Annotated in this window: 15 protein-coding genes; 7 read left to right on the forward strand and 8 right to left on the reverse strand. The window is 64.6% G+C overall.

What is annotated here, in order from left to right:
* Positions 1–4 precede the first annotated feature (4 nt).
* On the reverse strand, positions 5–580 hold the full coding sequence (locus tag SynRS9902_RS12825) for a SprT family zinc-dependent metalloprotease (RefSeq protein WP_186509407.1): 576 nt from the start codon (positions 578–580) through the stop codon (positions 5–7).
* 44 nt (positions 581–624) lie between these two features.
* Here SynRS9902_RS12825 and SynRS9902_RS12830 point away from each other — a divergent pair, with 44 nt between their 5' ends.
* Genes SynRS9902_RS12830 through SynRS9902_RS12840 form a run of 3 tightly spaced genes read left to right on the forward strand, consistent with a single transcriptional unit; the run spans position 625 to position 3,261 of the window.
* On the forward strand, positions 625–1,044 hold the full coding sequence (locus SynRS9902_RS12830) for a hypothetical protein (protein WP_011365474.1): 420 nt from the start codon (positions 625–627) through the stop codon (positions 1,042–1,044).
* Positions 1,037–3,079, forward strand: a complete 2,043-nt coding sequence (gene ligA, locus SynRS9902_RS12835) for an NAD-dependent DNA ligase LigA (RefSeq protein ID WP_186509408.1) — start codon at positions 1,037–1,039, stop codon at positions 3,077–3,079. Before SynRS9902_RS12830 ends, ligA begins: the two co-directional genes overlap by 8 nt.
* The gene (locus SynRS9902_RS12840) at positions 3,076–3,261 is read left to right on the forward strand and encodes a hypothetical protein (RefSeq protein ID WP_186509409.1); all 186 of its coding nucleotides are present in this window, start codon (positions 3,076–3,078) and stop codon (positions 3,259–3,261) included. The genes ligA and SynRS9902_RS12840 overlap by 4 nt, the downstream gene beginning before the upstream one ends.
* On the opposite strand, the gene SynRS9902_RS12845 is transcribed toward SynRS9902_RS12840, so the two are convergent.
* The 5 genes from SynRS9902_RS12845 to SynRS9902_RS12865 are packed head-to-tail and all read right to left on the reverse strand — an operon-like array spanning position 3,237 to position 9,203.
* Positions 3,237–3,860: a TVP38/TMEM64 family protein gene (locus SynRS9902_RS12845; RefSeq protein WP_186509410.1), complete on the reverse strand. Its 624-nt coding sequence runs from the start codon at positions 3,858–3,860 to the stop codon at positions 3,237–3,239. The genes SynRS9902_RS12840 and SynRS9902_RS12845 overlap by 25 nt on opposite strands.
* A gap of 34 nt (positions 3,861–3,894) precedes the next feature.
* Positions 3,895–4,683: an ABC transporter permease gene (locus tag SynRS9902_RS12850; RefSeq protein WP_186509411.1), complete on the reverse strand. Its 789-nt coding sequence runs from the start codon at positions 4,681–4,683 to the stop codon at positions 3,895–3,897.
* Positions 4,683–5,480, reverse strand: a complete 798-nt coding sequence (locus tag SynRS9902_RS12855) for an ABC-2 family transporter protein (RefSeq protein WP_186509412.1) — start codon at positions 5,478–5,480, stop codon at positions 4,683–4,685. Before SynRS9902_RS12855 ends, SynRS9902_RS12850 begins: the two co-directional genes overlap by 1 nt.
* A complete protein-coding gene (locus SynRS9902_RS12860; RefSeq protein ID WP_186509413.1) occupies positions 5,480–6,454 on the reverse strand; it encodes an ATP-binding cassette domain-containing protein in 975 nt (324 codons plus the stop codon). Before SynRS9902_RS12860 ends, SynRS9902_RS12855 begins: the two co-directional genes overlap by 1 nt.
* A 4-nt stretch (positions 6,455–6,458) precedes the next feature.
* Positions 6,459–9,203 carry a valine--tRNA ligase gene (locus SynRS9902_RS12865; protein WP_186509414.1) on the reverse strand — a complete coding sequence of 915 codons (2,745 nt, stop codon included), beginning with the start codon at positions 9,201–9,203 and terminating at the stop codon, positions 6,459–6,461.
* 88 nt (positions 9,204–9,291) lie between these two features.
* Here SynRS9902_RS12865 and SynRS9902_RS12870 point away from each other — a divergent pair, with 88 nt between their 5' ends.
* Together SynRS9902_RS12870 and SynRS9902_RS12875 are read left to right on the forward strand one after the other, a co-directional pair.
* The gene (locus SynRS9902_RS12870) at positions 9,292–10,542 is read left to right on the forward strand and encodes an extracellular solute-binding protein (protein ID WP_186509415.1); all 1,251 of its coding nucleotides are present in this window, start codon (positions 9,292–9,294) and stop codon (positions 10,540–10,542) included.
* Entirely contained in the window at positions 10,539–11,861 is a 1,323-nt protein-coding gene (locus tag SynRS9902_RS12875; RefSeq protein WP_186509416.1) for a mechanosensitive ion channel family protein, read from the forward strand. Before SynRS9902_RS12870 ends, SynRS9902_RS12875 begins: the two co-directional genes overlap by 4 nt.
* On the opposite strand, the gene SynRS9902_RS12880 is transcribed toward SynRS9902_RS12875, so the two are convergent.
* Both SynRS9902_RS12880 and SynRS9902_RS12885 read right to left on the reverse strand, forming a co-directional pair.
* Complete coding sequence (locus tag SynRS9902_RS12880; protein WP_186509417.1) at positions 11,841–12,464, reverse strand: 2OG-Fe(II) oxygenase; 624 nt, start codon at positions 12,462–12,464, stop codon at positions 11,841–11,843. The genes SynRS9902_RS12875 and SynRS9902_RS12880 overlap by 21 nt on opposite strands.
* Positions 12,461–12,913: a protein phosphatase gene (locus SynRS9902_RS12885; protein WP_186509418.1), complete on the reverse strand. Its 453-nt coding sequence runs from the start codon at positions 12,911–12,913 to the stop codon at positions 12,461–12,463. Before SynRS9902_RS12885 ends, SynRS9902_RS12880 begins: the two co-directional genes overlap by 4 nt.
* Positions 12,914–12,967: 54 nt before the next feature.
* Between SynRS9902_RS12885 and SynRS9902_RS12890 the strand changes: the two genes are divergently transcribed.
* Together SynRS9902_RS12890 and SynRS9902_RS12895 are read left to right on the forward strand one after the other, a co-directional pair.
* Positions 12,968–13,225, forward strand: coding sequence for a hypothetical protein (locus SynRS9902_RS12890; RefSeq protein WP_006852028.1), 258 nt, complete (start codon positions 12,968–12,970; stop codon positions 13,223–13,225).
* Positions 13,226–13,245: 20 nt separating this feature from the next.
* Positions 13,246–14,154, forward strand: coding sequence for an oxidoreductase (locus SynRS9902_RS12895; RefSeq protein WP_186509419.1), 909 nt, complete (start codon positions 13,246–13,248; stop codon positions 14,152–14,154).
* Positions 14,155–14,163: the final 9 nt, after the last annotated feature.

The following is a 14,163-nucleotide window of genomic DNA, read 5'->3' on the forward strand; positions in this document are numbered from 1 at the left end:
CCATCTAGCCCTCCGCCTCCACATAACTGAGCACGCAGCTGGCATCCCAGCGGCCGTGGAAATGCTCGACGCAACAGGCCCGGCAGGCGGCATTGCGTGTGCGCCTTCTGCAGGGGGTGCGGCGGCCGCAACGGGGACAGACCGCCAGCCAGCGGGGCGGCCGGGGCGGCACCGGATAGCTGTGGCGGATGCTCACCTGAAACCGGCTCTGGGCCGCATTGATGGCGGCCATCCGGGCCCGGAACAGCGGACCATGGCTTTCGCGGCGACGCTGCACCAGATCCACCCAGGCGTGGATCATCTCGTGGCAAAGCGTGCTTTCCGTGGCGATCTGGGGCAACGGCTCGAGCACCGGCCGCGACAACACAATTTCGCTGCCGCGGCCCTCACCCACCCCAGGGCCACGGCGGTAGAACCCCGCCGTGCGGCTCATCCGCCCATCGCTCCAGCGCACCGCCGTCAGCGGCTGGCCCCCATCCACCAAAGCACCGCCGAAATGCTCCCGGTTGAGGCGGTGAAACAACGGCAGCAGCGGCTGCAAAGGCACAGAACGGGGGGAGGAGATCCGAATCAGCGCCATCTTGCCGTGGTCAGTCAGACTCGGCCCTGCTTTGAGAGCTGGTGATGGAACTGGGACTGGTGCGTGAGATCGGCAGCAAAGCTCTGCTGGCCGGGGGTCTCACCCTGCTGGGCTACTGGATCTACAACGCCGTGAAGCTGGTGCTCGACGCCCGCGGCATCAACCCCCTGATCAAGCAGTTCTTCACCCAGGTGGCTGCCGGCCGCATTGATGGTGCCTACCTGCTCACCACCAAGGCCTACCGCCAGCACGTGAGCCGCCAGCAGTTCATCCGCTTCCTCGCGGGCCTCAAGCTGAACAAGTTCCGCAACCTCAAGTCCGGCCGCCCCCGCGTGCAGGAAGGCAACTTGATCCTCACCGTGAAGTTGAAGTCTGAAGGCGACGAAGAACTGCCCCTCGACTTCACCTTCACCAAGGTGGACGACAACTGGCGCATTGCCCGCATCAACCAGGTCAATGGCTGATCCGCACGAGCGGGCCGCGGAACTGCGGCACCTGCTCAACCGTGCCGGCCACGCTTATTACGTTCTCGATGCACCCGAAATGGAGGACACGGTCTACGACCGCCTCTATCGCGAGCTGCTGGAGCTGGAACAGAACGATCCGGGCCTACAACGGCCCGACAGCCCCACCCAGCGGGTGGGCGGAGCTCCGGCAGAAGGATTCACCAGCGTTCAGCACCGCGTTGGCATGCTCAGCCTCGACAACGCCTTCAACCGCGACGACCTGCAGGCCTGGCACGAGCGGCTGCTCAAGGTGCTGGACCGTCCCAATGACACCCGCCTGCCCCTGGTGGGGGAATTGAAAATTGACGGCAACGCCTTGGCTCTGAGCTACCGCAACGGGGTGTTGGAGCGGGCCGCCACCCGGGGCGATGGCAGCCGTGGTGAAGAAATCACCGCCAACGTGCGCACGATCAGCTCGATTCCGCTGCGGCTGCAGATCGAGAACCCACCGGAATGGGTGGAAGTGCGAGGCGAGGCCTTCATCCCCGATGCCACCTTCGCGGCGATCAATGCCGAACGGGAGCAACGGGGCGAAGCGCTGTTCGCCAACCCCCGCAACGCCTGCGCCGGCACCCTGCGCCAACTGGATCCGAAGGTGGTGGCCGCCCGCCGGCTCGACTTCTTCGCCTACACCCTGCACCTGCCGGGTGACGCCCAACCCCCCGGCCAATGGGCAGCTCTTGAGTGGCTGAACAGGGCCGGTTTCCGCGTGAACCCGAACCGGGAGCTCTGCGGAGACCTGGCTGCCATCCAGCGCTTCTGCGACCACTGGGAGCAAGGTCGCCATGACCTCGACTATGCCACCGACGGCGTAGTGGTGAAGCTGGACGACCTTCAGCTGCAGGACGAAGCCGGCTTCACCCAGAAGGCCCCGCGCTGGGCCATCGCCCTCAAATACCCAGCCGAAGAAGCCCCCACCCGTCTGCTCCGCGTTGGTGCTCAGGTGGGCCGCACCGGTGCCATCACCCCCGTGGCTGAATTCGAAGCAGTCGCCCTGGCCGGCACCAGCGTCAGCCGCGCCACCCTCCACAACGCCGATCGGATCGCTGAACTCGATCTGCACCTGGGCGACACCATCGTGGTGCGCAAAGCCGGGGAGATCATTCCCGAAGTGGTGCGGGTGCTAGCGGAGCTCAGGCCCAGCGACGCCACCCCGGTGCAGCTGCCGCAGCACTGTCCCGAATGTGGCTCCAACCTGGTGCGGGAGGGCGATGAAGCCGCCACCCGTTGCGTGAACAGCAGCTGCCCGGCGATTCTGCGGGGTGGCCTGCGGCACTGGGTGAGCAAAGGCGCCCTGGATGTGGATGGGCTCGGCAGCAAGTTGATCGAACAGCTGGTGGACCGCGGCCTGGTGGGCTCGCTGGCGGATCTCTACCGCCTGGATGCGGCCCTGCTCGCCAGCCTGGATCGGATGGGCGACAAGTCGGCCACCAACCTGGTGGAGGCCCTGGAGGCCTCCAAACAGCAGCCGTGGCACCGCCAGCTCTACGGCCTTGGCATCCGCCACATCGGCGAGGTCAACGCCAAAGCGCTCGCGGCCGCTTTCTTCAGCATCCACAGCCTGGCGGCAGCAGCGCTGGAGGCCCCGGAGCAGATCGCCGAACTGCATGGCATCGGCCCGGAAATCAGCGCCAGCCTGGGCCAATGGCTGCGCACCCCCGCCAACCAACAGCTGCTGCAGGACTTGCGCAGCGTTGGGCTCTCCCTGGAGGCGAGTGCCTCCGAACAGCAGGCCGCCAGCCAAGCCGGAGCTGACGCCGACGGCGTGCTGCAGGGCAAAACCCTGGTGCTCACGGGCACACTCCCCAACCTCAGCCGCAGCGAGGCCAAAGCGCTGATCGAAGCGGCCGGCGGCAAAGTGAGCGGCAGCGTCAGCAAGAAGACTGACTATCTGGTGGCGGGCGAAGCCGCCGGCAGCAAACTGACCAAAGCCGCAAGCCTCGGGGTGACGGTGCTCAGCGAAGCCGACCTCACCGCCCTGCTGCAGCCATGAACCCATCCACCCCTGCCCTGCACCGCTGGATCAAGACCGACTGTGGCCGGGCCAAGTTGGCTGAGCTTCAGCAGCGCACTGGCCCGATTGCTCGCGCTCGCCTGGCCTGGTTCATCCTGATCGCTGCCCTGCGGGACTGGCGTCTGCCCAATCCCGATCAGAGCGACGTCTCCACATCCTGAAGCGCACGGCGAGCCGCTCGGCTCACCAACCAGACCACGGCCAGCGTGGCAAGCACCCCCACCAGCCGCAGCGCCCAGGTGCCGGCATCGGCCTCACCCCCCAGCACCTCACCGAAACGGGCCACATCGCCGGCCAAGGCCCCCAAACCGCAGAACAGCACCGTGCCGGGGAGGATGCCGATCAAGCCAATGCTGTAGTCCCGCAGGCTCACCTCACTGAGGCCGTAGGCCAGGTTGAGCAGCGAGAAGGGAAAGGCGGGCGAGAGGCGGGTCAGCAACACCAACTTCAGGCCCTCCTTGCTCACGGCCCGCTCCACCGCCTGCAGCTTGGGGAACTGCTCCAAACGGCGCCGAGCCCAGTCGCGCAGCACCGAACGCCCCAGCAGAAACACCACCACCGCCCCGAGGCAGGCCCCAACAAACACCAGGCCACTGCCAAGCCAGGTGCCATAGAGCACCCCGGCCAGCATCGACGCCCAAACCCCCGGCAGCAGCAGCGTCACCCAGAGGGCATACAGCGGCATGAACAGCAGCGCCCCAGCGGGGGAGCGCAGCAGCTCCAACACATGCGGCAGCCATTGCTGAACCAAGGAGATCAAGCGGAATCACCCACGCATGGCCTGGAGCATTGCACTAACTCGATGCTGAGGTGTAGAAGCGCAGGGCAAAGAGCCAGAAGGCCCGCGCCGCCGCAAAGAACAGCACCGCCAGAGCCAAGCCCGCCATCAGCATTGGTGCGGCGGCCTCACCCAAAAGCACCTGGGCCGGAACCGTGGTGAGGAAGGCCACCGGCAGCACCAGGGTGAACAACAGGCGCAGGGCAGGCGGGTAGGCGTTGAGGGGATAACGGCCGGAGGCCAGCAGGGCCCGCAACACCTCAGTGGCATTCCAGGTTTTGACGAACCAGATGCTGGTGGCAGCGATCAGAAACCACAGCGAATAGAGAATCAAGCCACCGGCCAGCAGCATCACCAGAACGGTGAAGAGAGAAGACAGGCTGAACACCACATCGGCCTGATGGCTGCCCCATGCCAGAAGCCCAAGCCCCAGGCCGATCTCCGGCAGCCCCGCTGGCGAAAGCGTGCGCAGCGACAACCAGAACTGGCTGTCGATCGGTTTGAGCAGCACGAAATCCAGGGTGCCCTCACGCACATGGGTGACGATCGCCCCGAGGTTCGGGCGCAACCAGGTGGTGGCCATGCCATCGAACACCGTGTAAAGCCCCTGCACCATCAGGGCCTGGGCCCAGCTCCAGCCCCCCAACGTCTGATCCGGGCCATAGAACAGCGAGAGCAGGAACAGGCTGCCGCTCAGGCTCATCGCCACCGCCAACAGCTCGATTAGCACGTTGGCCTGATACTCCAGCTGCACGGCCACGGCCGTGCCCCAGAAACGACGCAGGGTTCGCCAGTAGCGCCCCATCAGGCCCCCATGGCGCTGTAGCGCCGCACGCCGGCCCGCCAGAGCAGCAGCACCAGTGGCAACAGCAGAGCAATCCAGGCCAGTTGCGCCCCAAAGCCCGCCAACAAATCCACCGGTTGGCCCGCCAGCACCCGGGCCGGGAAATCGATCAGATACGGAAATGGCGTCCACTGGGCCAGAGCCCGCACCGCCGGCGGGAAGGCCGTGAGCGGTGCCAGCAGACCGGACAGGAACAGGAAGGGAATGAACTGGAGCCGCTCCAGGGCACTGGCCTTCTCACTCCAGAAGCAGAGGGCCGCAATCAGGCTCTGAAACAGAAAGGCGATGGCGAAGGCCATCCAGGTGGCCAGCCAGGCCAGCAGGAAGCCCCCCAACGACGGCAACCAGAAAGCCTGGGGCCGCACCACAAAAAACACCGCCGCAATCAGGGCCGCGAAGGGCAGACGGGTGAGCTGCTCGCCGAGGTGGGCTGCCACATAACGCCAAAGCGGATGCAGCGGCTGCAGCAGGTAGGGCGAGAGCCGGCCCAGCAGGGCGTCTTCCTCGAAGGCATAGACCACCCACACCACCGAGAACTGGCGCACCAGAAAGGCGCTGAGGAAATAGCGATCCAAGGCCACACCATCCAGCCCCAGCCCCGAGCGCGCGTCGCTGCCGCTCCAGACGCTGAGCATGATGAACGGCAGCACCCCGGACAAAGCCCAGAGCGCGATCTCGGCGCGGTACTCGAGCATGTGGGCGTACTGGGAGCCCAGCAGCACCCGGATGATCCGCCGGTTCAGCCCGAAGATCCGCATCAAACGCGCCCCTGCCGGAACAACCCACCGATCAGCTCTTCGATCGGTGGATCGGTCACATCCAGATCACGCACGGGGAAGCGATCCAGCAGTTGCGCCACCACGGCGGTGAGCTGATCGCGAGGCACCAGCAACCGCACATCACAGCCCTCCAACTGCTCCAGGCGCCCCAACCCCGCCAAGGCATCGGCTGAAACGGGCGCCTCCAACTCGAGCCGCACCTCCCGCTCCGGTGCCAATTGATCTGCCAGCACTTCAAGGGGGCCGTCGTGGAACAACCGCCCCTGGTGGATCAGAAGCACCCGGGGACACAACGCCGTGATGTCAGCCATGTAGTGACTGGTGAGCAGCACCGTTGCCCCCGTGCGGCGGTTGTACTCGGCCAGGAACTGCCGCACCCGGGCCTGGGCATTCACATCCAACCCCAGGGTCGGTTCATCGAGGAACAACACCTCCGGCTCGTGCAGCAGCGCCGCCAACAGTTCGGCCTTCATCCGCTGGCCCAAGGAAAGCTTGCGCACCGGCCGGGTGAGTTCCTCCCCCAGCTCCAGCAGATCGGCCAGCTCCTTGATCCTCCGCCGGGCCACAACATCGGGAATGCCGTAGACCGCCGCATTCACCCGCAGTGAATCCATCGGCGGCAGGTCCCAGAGCAGTTGCTGCTTCTGCCCCATGACCAGGGTGATCCGGCGCAGAAACTCCGCCTGACGGCGCTGGGGCCGGTGCCCCGCCACCTGCACCTCGCCGGCGCTGGAGTGGATCAAGCCGCAGAGCATCTTCAAGGTGGTGGTCTTGCCAGCCCCGTTGGCACCGAGAAAACCCACCATCTCCCCGGGCTCAATCCGGAAGGAAACGTCCTGCACCGCGGTGACGTCCCGAGTGCGGCGGCGGATGAAATGACGCAGGGTGCCTGCCAAGCCGGGCTGCTTCTCAGCAACCCGGTAGATCTTGCTCAGTCCCTCAACCTGAATCACCGAATCAGCTCAGATCCGCCAGACGCTTGCGGGCCAGATCGGCCTGAGCCTGCTTCTCGTCCAGGTTGGCCTGGCATTCCGCCACCACCTCCGGCGGGGCCTTGTCAGCGAAGTTGGGATTTCCAAGCCGGCCCGCCAGGCCCTTGATCTCCTTCTCCGCCTTGGCGATGTCTTTCTCGAGGCGCCCTTTCAACGCATCGAGATCCACAAGGCCTTCGATCGGCAGCAGCACCTGCAACTCACCGCTCACCCCCGCCAGGGCCTTGGCCACCGGATCCGCATCGGCCTCCGCCGGCGCCATCACCGCCACCGACTCCGCCCGCGTCAACGCTTTGATGTCGGCCGTGCCCTTGGTGAGCACAGCCGCCAGCTCGCCACGGCCGGTGACGAAGCGCACCGGGACTGACTGAGAAGGCTTGAGTCCCGCCACCGCCCGCAGGTTGCGCACCACACGAATGGCACCGATGAGTTCAGCGAAGGAGGCTTCAAGGCCATCGTTGAGGGCCGCTTCATCCACAGCCGGCCAAGGCTGCAGGGCCAGGAAGGTGGTCTCCGGCTCGCTGGTGACGCTGTGCCAAAGCTCCTCGGTGAGGTGGGGCATCAGCGGATGCAGCATCAGATGCATCTGGCTGATCACCTTGGCCAGCACCTGCTTGGCCACCCGCTGATCAGCCAGGGCCTCAGCTGAAGGGTTCTCACCGGGATTGAGCCGGCGCTTGCTCAGCTCCAGATACCAGTCGCAGACGTCGTTCCAGGCGAACTCGTAAAGCCCCTTGGCCGCTTCACCGAGGCCGTAGCTGCTGTATCGCTCAGCCGTCTCACGGTTCACCCGGGCCAAGCGGGAGAGGATCCAGCGATCGGCCAGCTGCAGGGCTGCGGGGTCGGGATCCCCGAGTTGGGCCGGCGTTTCGCCGCCCAGGTTCATCAGGGCGAAACGGGTGGCGTTCCAGAGCTTGTTGGCGAAGTTGCGCGAGGCCTCCACCGTGGCGGAGGTGTCCTTTTTGCGGTCGTAATCCAGGCGAATGTCCTGACCCGCACCAGCCACTTCCCGGACCAAGGCGAAACGCAGGGCATCGGTGCCATAGCGGTCGATCAGCAGCAGCGGATCGATGCCATTGCCGGCGCTCTTGCTCATCTTGCGGTTCTGCTCATCCCGCACCAGGCCGTGGATGTAGACGTCCTGGAAGGGCATCTCGCCGGTGAAGGCGCCGGCCATCATCGTCATCCGGGCCACCCAGAAAAAGATGATGTCGAAGCCCGTCACCAGGGTGCTGGTGGGGTACCAGCGCTGCAGGTCGGCGCTGTCGGCATCGGGCCAACCCAGGGTGGAGAAGGGCCAGAGGCCACTGGAAAACCAGGTGTCGAGCACGTCTTCGTCCTGCTCGATCTCCGCCGCCGCGCCGTACTCCGCCTTGGCCTTCTCCAGAGCTTCAGCTTCGTTGCAAGCCACCACATAGGGCGTGGTGTCGGTGTACTTGCCGCCGGTCTCGCTGATCACGAACCAGGCGGGAATGCGATGGCCCCACCAGAGCTGGCGGCTTATGCACCAGTCGCGGATGTCGGTGAGCCAGTCGCGATAAACCTTCTCCCAGCGCTCGGGGATGAAGCGGGGGTCCTGCTTCTCGAGGGCCTCACGGCAGCGGGCCGCCAGGGGCTCGGTTTTGACAAACCACTGGGTGGAGAGCAGCGGCTCCACCGGCACCTTGCCGCGATCGGAATAAGGAACGCTGTGGCGGTAGTCCTCCACCTTCACCAGCAGACCCAGTTCCTCCAGGCCAGCCACCACAGCCTTGCGGGCCTCAAAGCGATCCAGCCCCTCGAACTGGCCGGCCTCCTTGTTCATGGTGCCGTTCTTGCGCATCACCGTGATCTGGGGCAGACCATGGCGCTGGCCGATAGCGAAATCGTTGGGGTCGTGGGCCGGCGTCACCTTGACGCAACCGGTGCCGAACTCCTTCTCCACGTGGTCGTCGGCCACGATCGGAATCTCCCTCCCCACGAACGGCAGGGTGAGGGTCTGGCCCACCAGGTGGGCGTAGCGCTCGTCGGTGGGGTTCACCGCCACCGCCGTGTCGCCCAGCATCGTTTCGGGACGGGTGGTGGCCACCTCCATGTGGCCGTCGCCGCTGCTGAGCGGATAGCGGAAATGCCAGAGGTGGCCGTCCACCTCCTTCATCTCCACCTCCAGATCGCTCACCGCCGAACCGGAGGCGGGGCACCAATTCACCAGATATTCGCCGCGATAGATCAGCCCCTGCTCGTGAAGCCGCACGAAGGCCTCTTTCACCGCCTCACTCAGGCCCTCATCAAGGGTGAAGCGCTGGCGTTTCCAATCCACGGAATACCCCAACCGCCGCAGCTGGCCCACGATGCGGCCACCGCTTTCGGCTTTCCATTGCCATGCCCGCTCCAGGAACGCCTCACGGCCGAGGTCGTGGCGGGTCTTGCCCTCCTCTTTGAGCTGCTTCTCGAGGATCGTCTGCACCGCGATCGAAGCGTGATCGGTGCCGGGCAGGCAGAGCACGTTTTTCCCCGCCAGGCGCTGGTAGCGCACGATCGTGTCGATCAGGGCCGTGTTGAAGGCATGGCCCATGTGCAGGCTGCCGGTGACGTTCGGCGGCGGGATCACCACCGAGAACGGTTCACCGGGGGCCTTCGGGTCGGGATGGAAGGCTCCCTGGTCGTCCCAGGCCTGCTGCCAACGGGCCTCCGTGCCAACCGGATCGTAGGTCTTGGCCAGTTCGGGCACGGAAAGCTCAGCGGTTCAGCAGGACATGCTCGCAAAGCCCTGTCCGCAATGGCCAACGTCCCTAGCATCGGCCTATTGATGCGATGGCATGGTCGCGATCCGGATCCAGCATCTGGCCCTGGGCATCGCACTCGCCGTGACCAGCGCAGGCTGCAGCTCCTGGAGGCCACCGGTGGTGTTGAAGGTGGCGCGCACGATCAACAACGCAGAAACCATTTCCAGCAAGGACTACGAACGGCTGCGGGAGGTGACCGAAGAAGCCGTCGATCACATCAGAAGCGTGGATCCCCACATCCGCCCGCAACTGACCCTGTCGGCCCGGAAAAACTTCGTTGATGAAATCGCCGATCAAACCCGCAGCGGTTTTGGCCCGGATCTGCTGATCACCGATAGCGACACAGCCCTTGAGCTGTACAGGCGCAAGTTGGTGGATCCGATTGAACTTTCACCCGAAGATCGCGCCGACACACCGAGCTATCTGTTCGACCTCGTCACCGCCAGGGATGGACAACTGGTGGGCCGCCCGGTGAACCAGTTCGTGCAGCTGGCCTGCTTCAACAAGGAGCGCTTGAGCTCCCCTCCTCAGACCCTGAAGGAGATGGAACAAGTAAGCGAAGGCAGCACCTTCGGCATGGCGCTGCAGCTGAAAGATCTGTTCTGGAGCGCTGAATCCTTTGATGCTGGCGAAGCAATGGAAGCCGCCCTCGCCCAGCTCCCGCCGGATGCTGAGCGACAAGCCAACGTGACCAGCTGGTTGCACTGGTTGAAAAACGCCAGCTATCAGCAGAACATTCGCTTCCTCAATGATCAGCGCAGCCTGCGCGATGCCTTGGTGGCTGGAGATCTGGATTGGATCACCTGCTGGAGCAGCAGCCTGCGGGAGTTGAGAGAAAAAATGAACGGGAAGCTTGCTCTCGCCCCGCTCCCCAAAGGTCCATCCACCAAGCTCAAAGCCGCCACCAAACTTCAAGTGTGGTCCCTGGGGCGCAACTCCAGCCCCAAGCAGCGGGGAAAGGCTCTGGTGATGATCGATTTCATCACCAAACCCTGGGCGCAAAAGACCTATGCCCTGGCCGGACGCAATTCACTGCCGGTGAATCGCAAAGCCGCAAAAATCGTGGCCGCAAAAATCCCAGGAGGCACTGAAGCCCTGGTGACGTACGCAGAGCAGTCGCTGAAGGAAAACGCCGCCAAGGGGCAATCAAAAGCTCGGGTGTTCCGTGATCCGGAGCGTTACGACACCATCTCGAACGCCCTGCTCGACACCATCTACGACGTCAGTTCCCCTGAGAAGGCAAGCCAAACCATCCTTAAAAGTTTGCGGGAGAGCGGCTCATGATCACGGAGATCACGTCTGAAGCCACCACCTGGCTGGGCTATCTGCAACGCGGTTCCGTGCTCATCCAGGTGGGGTTGTTCGTTGCCGCCCTTAGCAGCGAATCCCGGGTCAAGCGCAAACTCAGCAGCCCCCTGATCGTCAGCCTGACCCATCTGATCGTGCCGGCGGCGCTCCTGATCAGCGCCAGCGTGTTGACCCTGGCTGGCATCACAGCGGGCTTTCTGCAGTACCTGGCGCTGCTCTGGGTGCTGTGGCGCTGCGTGGAACCCACCAAGCAGCTGATCCACCAACGCTTCCCCAAAGTGCCCGTGGAAGAAATCGATAAATCGTTCTTCCGGCCTGTGCTGCTGGTGATGTCGATCCTCACCTTTGCCCAGATGCTGGGCAGCCGGGAATCGTTGTCGCTGATATCCCTTGGTGACGTGTTCGGAGTGACACTCACCATCGGCAAATTGTTCACCGCCCTGGTGATCGTTTACCTGGTGATCGCCCTGGCCAGCCGGCCTGCGGCCTTCGCCGCCTGGCTGGGGGGAAGCTTCTTCGGCATCAAACCCCAGGGCCGCAAGGCGCTGGAAGTGATTCTTCGCTACTCGGTGATCGGCGTCGGCGTGATGGGAGTCGCGTACTACATCGGCATCAACGGCACCGCCCTGGTGGCCGTGGCCGGGGGCCTCTCGGTGGGCATCGGCTTCGGCATCAAGGAGATCATCTCCAACTTCATCAGCAGCCTCTGGCTGTTGTTCGAAGGATCGGTGCGCCCCGGCGAAATCCTGATGATCAACGGCGACCCCTGCACCGTGCGCAAGCTGGGACTGCGGGCCACCCAGTTGCGCCGCGGCCGCGATGGAGCGGAACTGCTGATTCCCAACCAGAACTTCTTCACCCAGGAGGCGGAGTCGTACACCGCGGAGGAAACCTCACGCCGCGACGCGGTGGTGGTGGGAGCGGCTTATCACCATGAACCCAGTCAGGTGATCGCAGTCCTTGAGGAGGTGGCCCGTCAGCACGAAAAGGTGCTGCAATACCCACCACCACAGGCGTTCACGGTGGATTTCGCCGATTCATCGATCAACTACAAGCTGCTCTTCTGGGTGCGCAATCCCCTGGAAGCCTTCGCTGTGGGCAGCGATCTGCGGCAAGGCATCTGGACGGCGTTCGACAAGAACGGCATCGGCATTCCCTTCCCGCAGCGGCAGGTGTATCCGATGGAATGGCCCCCCTCCAAGGAACAAACCCACCGGATCGGCAGCCCCACCAATCAGCTCCAGGCCGAAGCAGACAGCGATCCTGCCAACGACTCAGCTGGCGAGACGCCGTAGGTAGTCCTCCTGGCGTCCGGCGTTGATCCAACCGGTGGCGATCAACTTGCTGGCGCTCTCGTTCACCCGACCACGGTGAATGTGGGACGGACCAGCCGGAAAGATCACCAACTTGCCCCGCTCCGCCGGTTCGTGGTGGTCCTGCCAGTGGAACTCGGTGCCAGCCTCATCCACGTCGTTGCAATAGAGAATCCAGGCCAGCACCCGGTGCACCGGTTCGGTGGCCTCATCGCTGATGGTCCAATCGCAGTGCCATCGCTTGAACCCTTCCCCCGGGGCGTAGTGCTGGAGGTTGAAGATCGGATTCACAAACAGGCTCTGCTGCGGGCAGCACTGCCGGAACAACGCCCGCTCCTGCAGATAGCGCTCCAAGCCGGCCGTCACCCCCCGCAGGATCAGTTGCGAGAGGGCAAAGGATTCGGGTTCCGAGCGATCAATCGCCACCAGGCTGATGTCGGTGCTCTGTTTCGCCGGTTCCCCCTCACCCTCGGGCCCGAAGGCCACGCCAGGCCGCTGTAAGTCGACCCGGCGCTCAAAGAACTCACGCACCGCATCGGCCACCGAGGCGTAACCGGGATTGCTGTAGCGCCCGATCAGGTTCATGCCGCGGCCTCCAGGCGAGGAATCGCCACCACAGCATCGAGCTGCTGCCAACGCGCCCGGTCAGCCACCACATGGCCCTGCAACTGCACCTGTTCGATCACCGTGCCAGCGCGCTCAAGATCAAGGGGAACACCCGGGCCCATCGGCAGTACCAGCACCTGCTGCTCCGCCGGATCGGCCATCACCTGAAGATCGAGGGCCTCCAGCTCCCGCTCAAAGAACACCCGCCGCATCCGGGTGGTGAGGCTTGGCCCAAGCGCCTCGACGAACCGGGCCATGCCGGCTTCATCCCCGGAGCTGCCGCAATTCAGCGACAACCAGATCAGCAGCTTCACCCAACTTTCCGCCGTCCACAGGGGTTGGAAGCTCTCCCGGTGCTGCCGCACTAGCTCAGCGATTGCAAAATCAAACAGCGTGGCCTGCAGGCCAGTGGCATCAGCGGAATCCATGCTGTTCATCCTCTCCTGCAAAAGGTCAGACTGGGGTGACTGGCTATTCGCACCATGGCCCTGGACCTGAACGATCCCGAACTCGAGTTCTCCGATCTGGTCTACGCCTACCAGAGCTGGGTGATGGCGGTGATCAATGACGAAAAGCTGGACAGCGACGACAAGCTGCTCACCGACGACATCGCCGAGGACGCCCTCAACTCAATGCGCTTCCTGCCGGGCGAGGTAACCAACGCCATCGAAACCAGCCTGGCCCGCGTCTACGACGTGGACGCCGACGAACTGGCCGAGCTGCTCTTCCCTGAGGACTGAGCCCAGGCTCAGATGACGCGATGGGTTGGTCCGCGGCTGACATCCCGAACCAGCAGGGCCGTATCGCCCTGATCACTGGAGCCAACAGCGGCCTGGGCCTGGAAACAGCGCGCGCCTTGAAACGCTGCGGGGCCACCGTGGTGTTGGCGTGCCGCAGCCCCCGCAAAGCCGAGAGGGCCAAGCAGGAGTTGCTGCAGGAGCGCGATGGGGGAGCGGTGGATCTGGTGGACCTGGATCTGGCGGACCTGACCAGCGTGGAAGAGGCGGCAGCCACCTTTGGCGAACGCTACGGCTGCCTTGATCTGCTGATCAACAACGCTGGCGTGATGGCACCGCCGCGCCGCACCACCGCCCAGGGGCATGAACTGCAGTTCGGTGTGAATCACCTGGGGCACATGGCCCTGACCCAGGCCCTGCTGCCACTGATGCAGAACCGGCTCGACCCCCGCGTGGTGACGGTGACCTCCGGAGCGCAGTACTTCGGCAAGATCCGCTGGGACGACCCCAGTTGGAGCAAGGGCTACGACCGCTATGCGGCCTATGGCCAAAGCAAACTCGCCAACGTGATGTTTGCCCTTGAGCTGGATGCACGCCTGCGCGAGCAGGGCAGCCCCATCCGCTCCCTGGCCGCCCATCCCGGCATCGCGCGCACGGAATTGCAGCCCACCGCAATCGCCAGCGTCGGCAACCGCTTCGAGGCTCTGGCCTACCGGCTGATGGATCCCCTGTTCCAAAGCGCCGGCATGGGTGCCCTCCCCCAACTGCATGCCGCCACCGCCGCGACGGCACAGGGTGGCGAGCACTACGGCCCTGAACAGTTCGGTGGCTTACGGGGTGCACCGGCGCTCTGCCGTGTGGCGCCGGCAGCGAATCAACCCACCGAACGGCAGCGGCTCTGGAGCTTGAGCGAGCAGCTGATCGGTGGCTGAATCCCACGC

This window comes from Synechococcus sp. RS9902 (genome assembly GCF_014279635.1).
Classification (GTDB): domain Bacteria; phylum Cyanobacteriota; class Cyanobacteriia; order PCC-6307; family Cyanobiaceae; genus Parasynechococcus.

Bases quoted from the DNA above. Each gene is read 5' to 3' on its own strand.
- SynRS9902_RS12825 (WP_186509407.1), bottom strand. From the start codon at position 580: ATGGCGCTGATTCGGATCTCCTCCCCCCGTTCTGTGCCTTTGCAGCCG.
- SynRS9902_RS12830 (WP_011365474.1), top strand. From the start codon at position 625: ATGGAACTGGGACTGGTGCGTGAGATCGGCAGCAAAGCTCTGCTGGCC.
- ligA (WP_186509408.1), top strand. From the start codon at position 1,037: ATGGCTGATCCGCACGAGCGGGCCGCGGAACTGCGGCACCTGCTCAAC.
- SynRS9902_RS12840 (WP_186509409.1), top strand. From the start codon at position 3,076: ATGAACCCATCCACCCCTGCCCTGCACCGCTGGATCAAGACCGACTGT.
- SynRS9902_RS12850 (WP_186509411.1), bottom strand. From the start codon at position 4,683: ATGGGGCGCTACTGGCGAACCCTGCGTCGTTTCTGGGGCACGGCCGTG.
- SynRS9902_RS12855 (WP_186509412.1), bottom strand. From the start codon at position 5,480: ATGCGGATCTTCGGGCTGAACCGGCGGATCATCCGGGTGCTGCTGGGC.
- SynRS9902_RS12870 (WP_186509415.1), top strand. From the start codon at position 9,292: ATGGTCGCGATCCGGATCCAGCATCTGGCCCTGGGCATCGCACTCGCC.
- SynRS9902_RS12875 (WP_186509416.1), top strand. From the start codon at position 10,539: ATGATCACGGAGATCACGTCTGAAGCCACCACCTGGCTGGGCTATCTG.
- SynRS9902_RS12880 (WP_186509417.1), bottom strand. From the start codon at position 12,464: ATGAACCTGATCGGGCGCTACAGCAATCCCGGTTACGCCTCGGTGGCC.
- SynRS9902_RS12885 (WP_186509418.1), bottom strand. From the start codon at position 12,913: ATGGATTCCGCTGATGCCACTGGCCTGCAGGCCACGCTGTTTGATTTT.
- SynRS9902_RS12890 (WP_006852028.1), top strand. From the start codon at position 12,968: ATGGCCCTGGACCTGAACGATCCCGAACTCGAGTTCTCCGATCTGGTC.
- SynRS9902_RS12895 (WP_186509419.1), top strand. From the start codon at position 13,246: ATGGGTTGGTCCGCGGCTGACATCCCGAACCAGCAGGGCCGTATCGCC.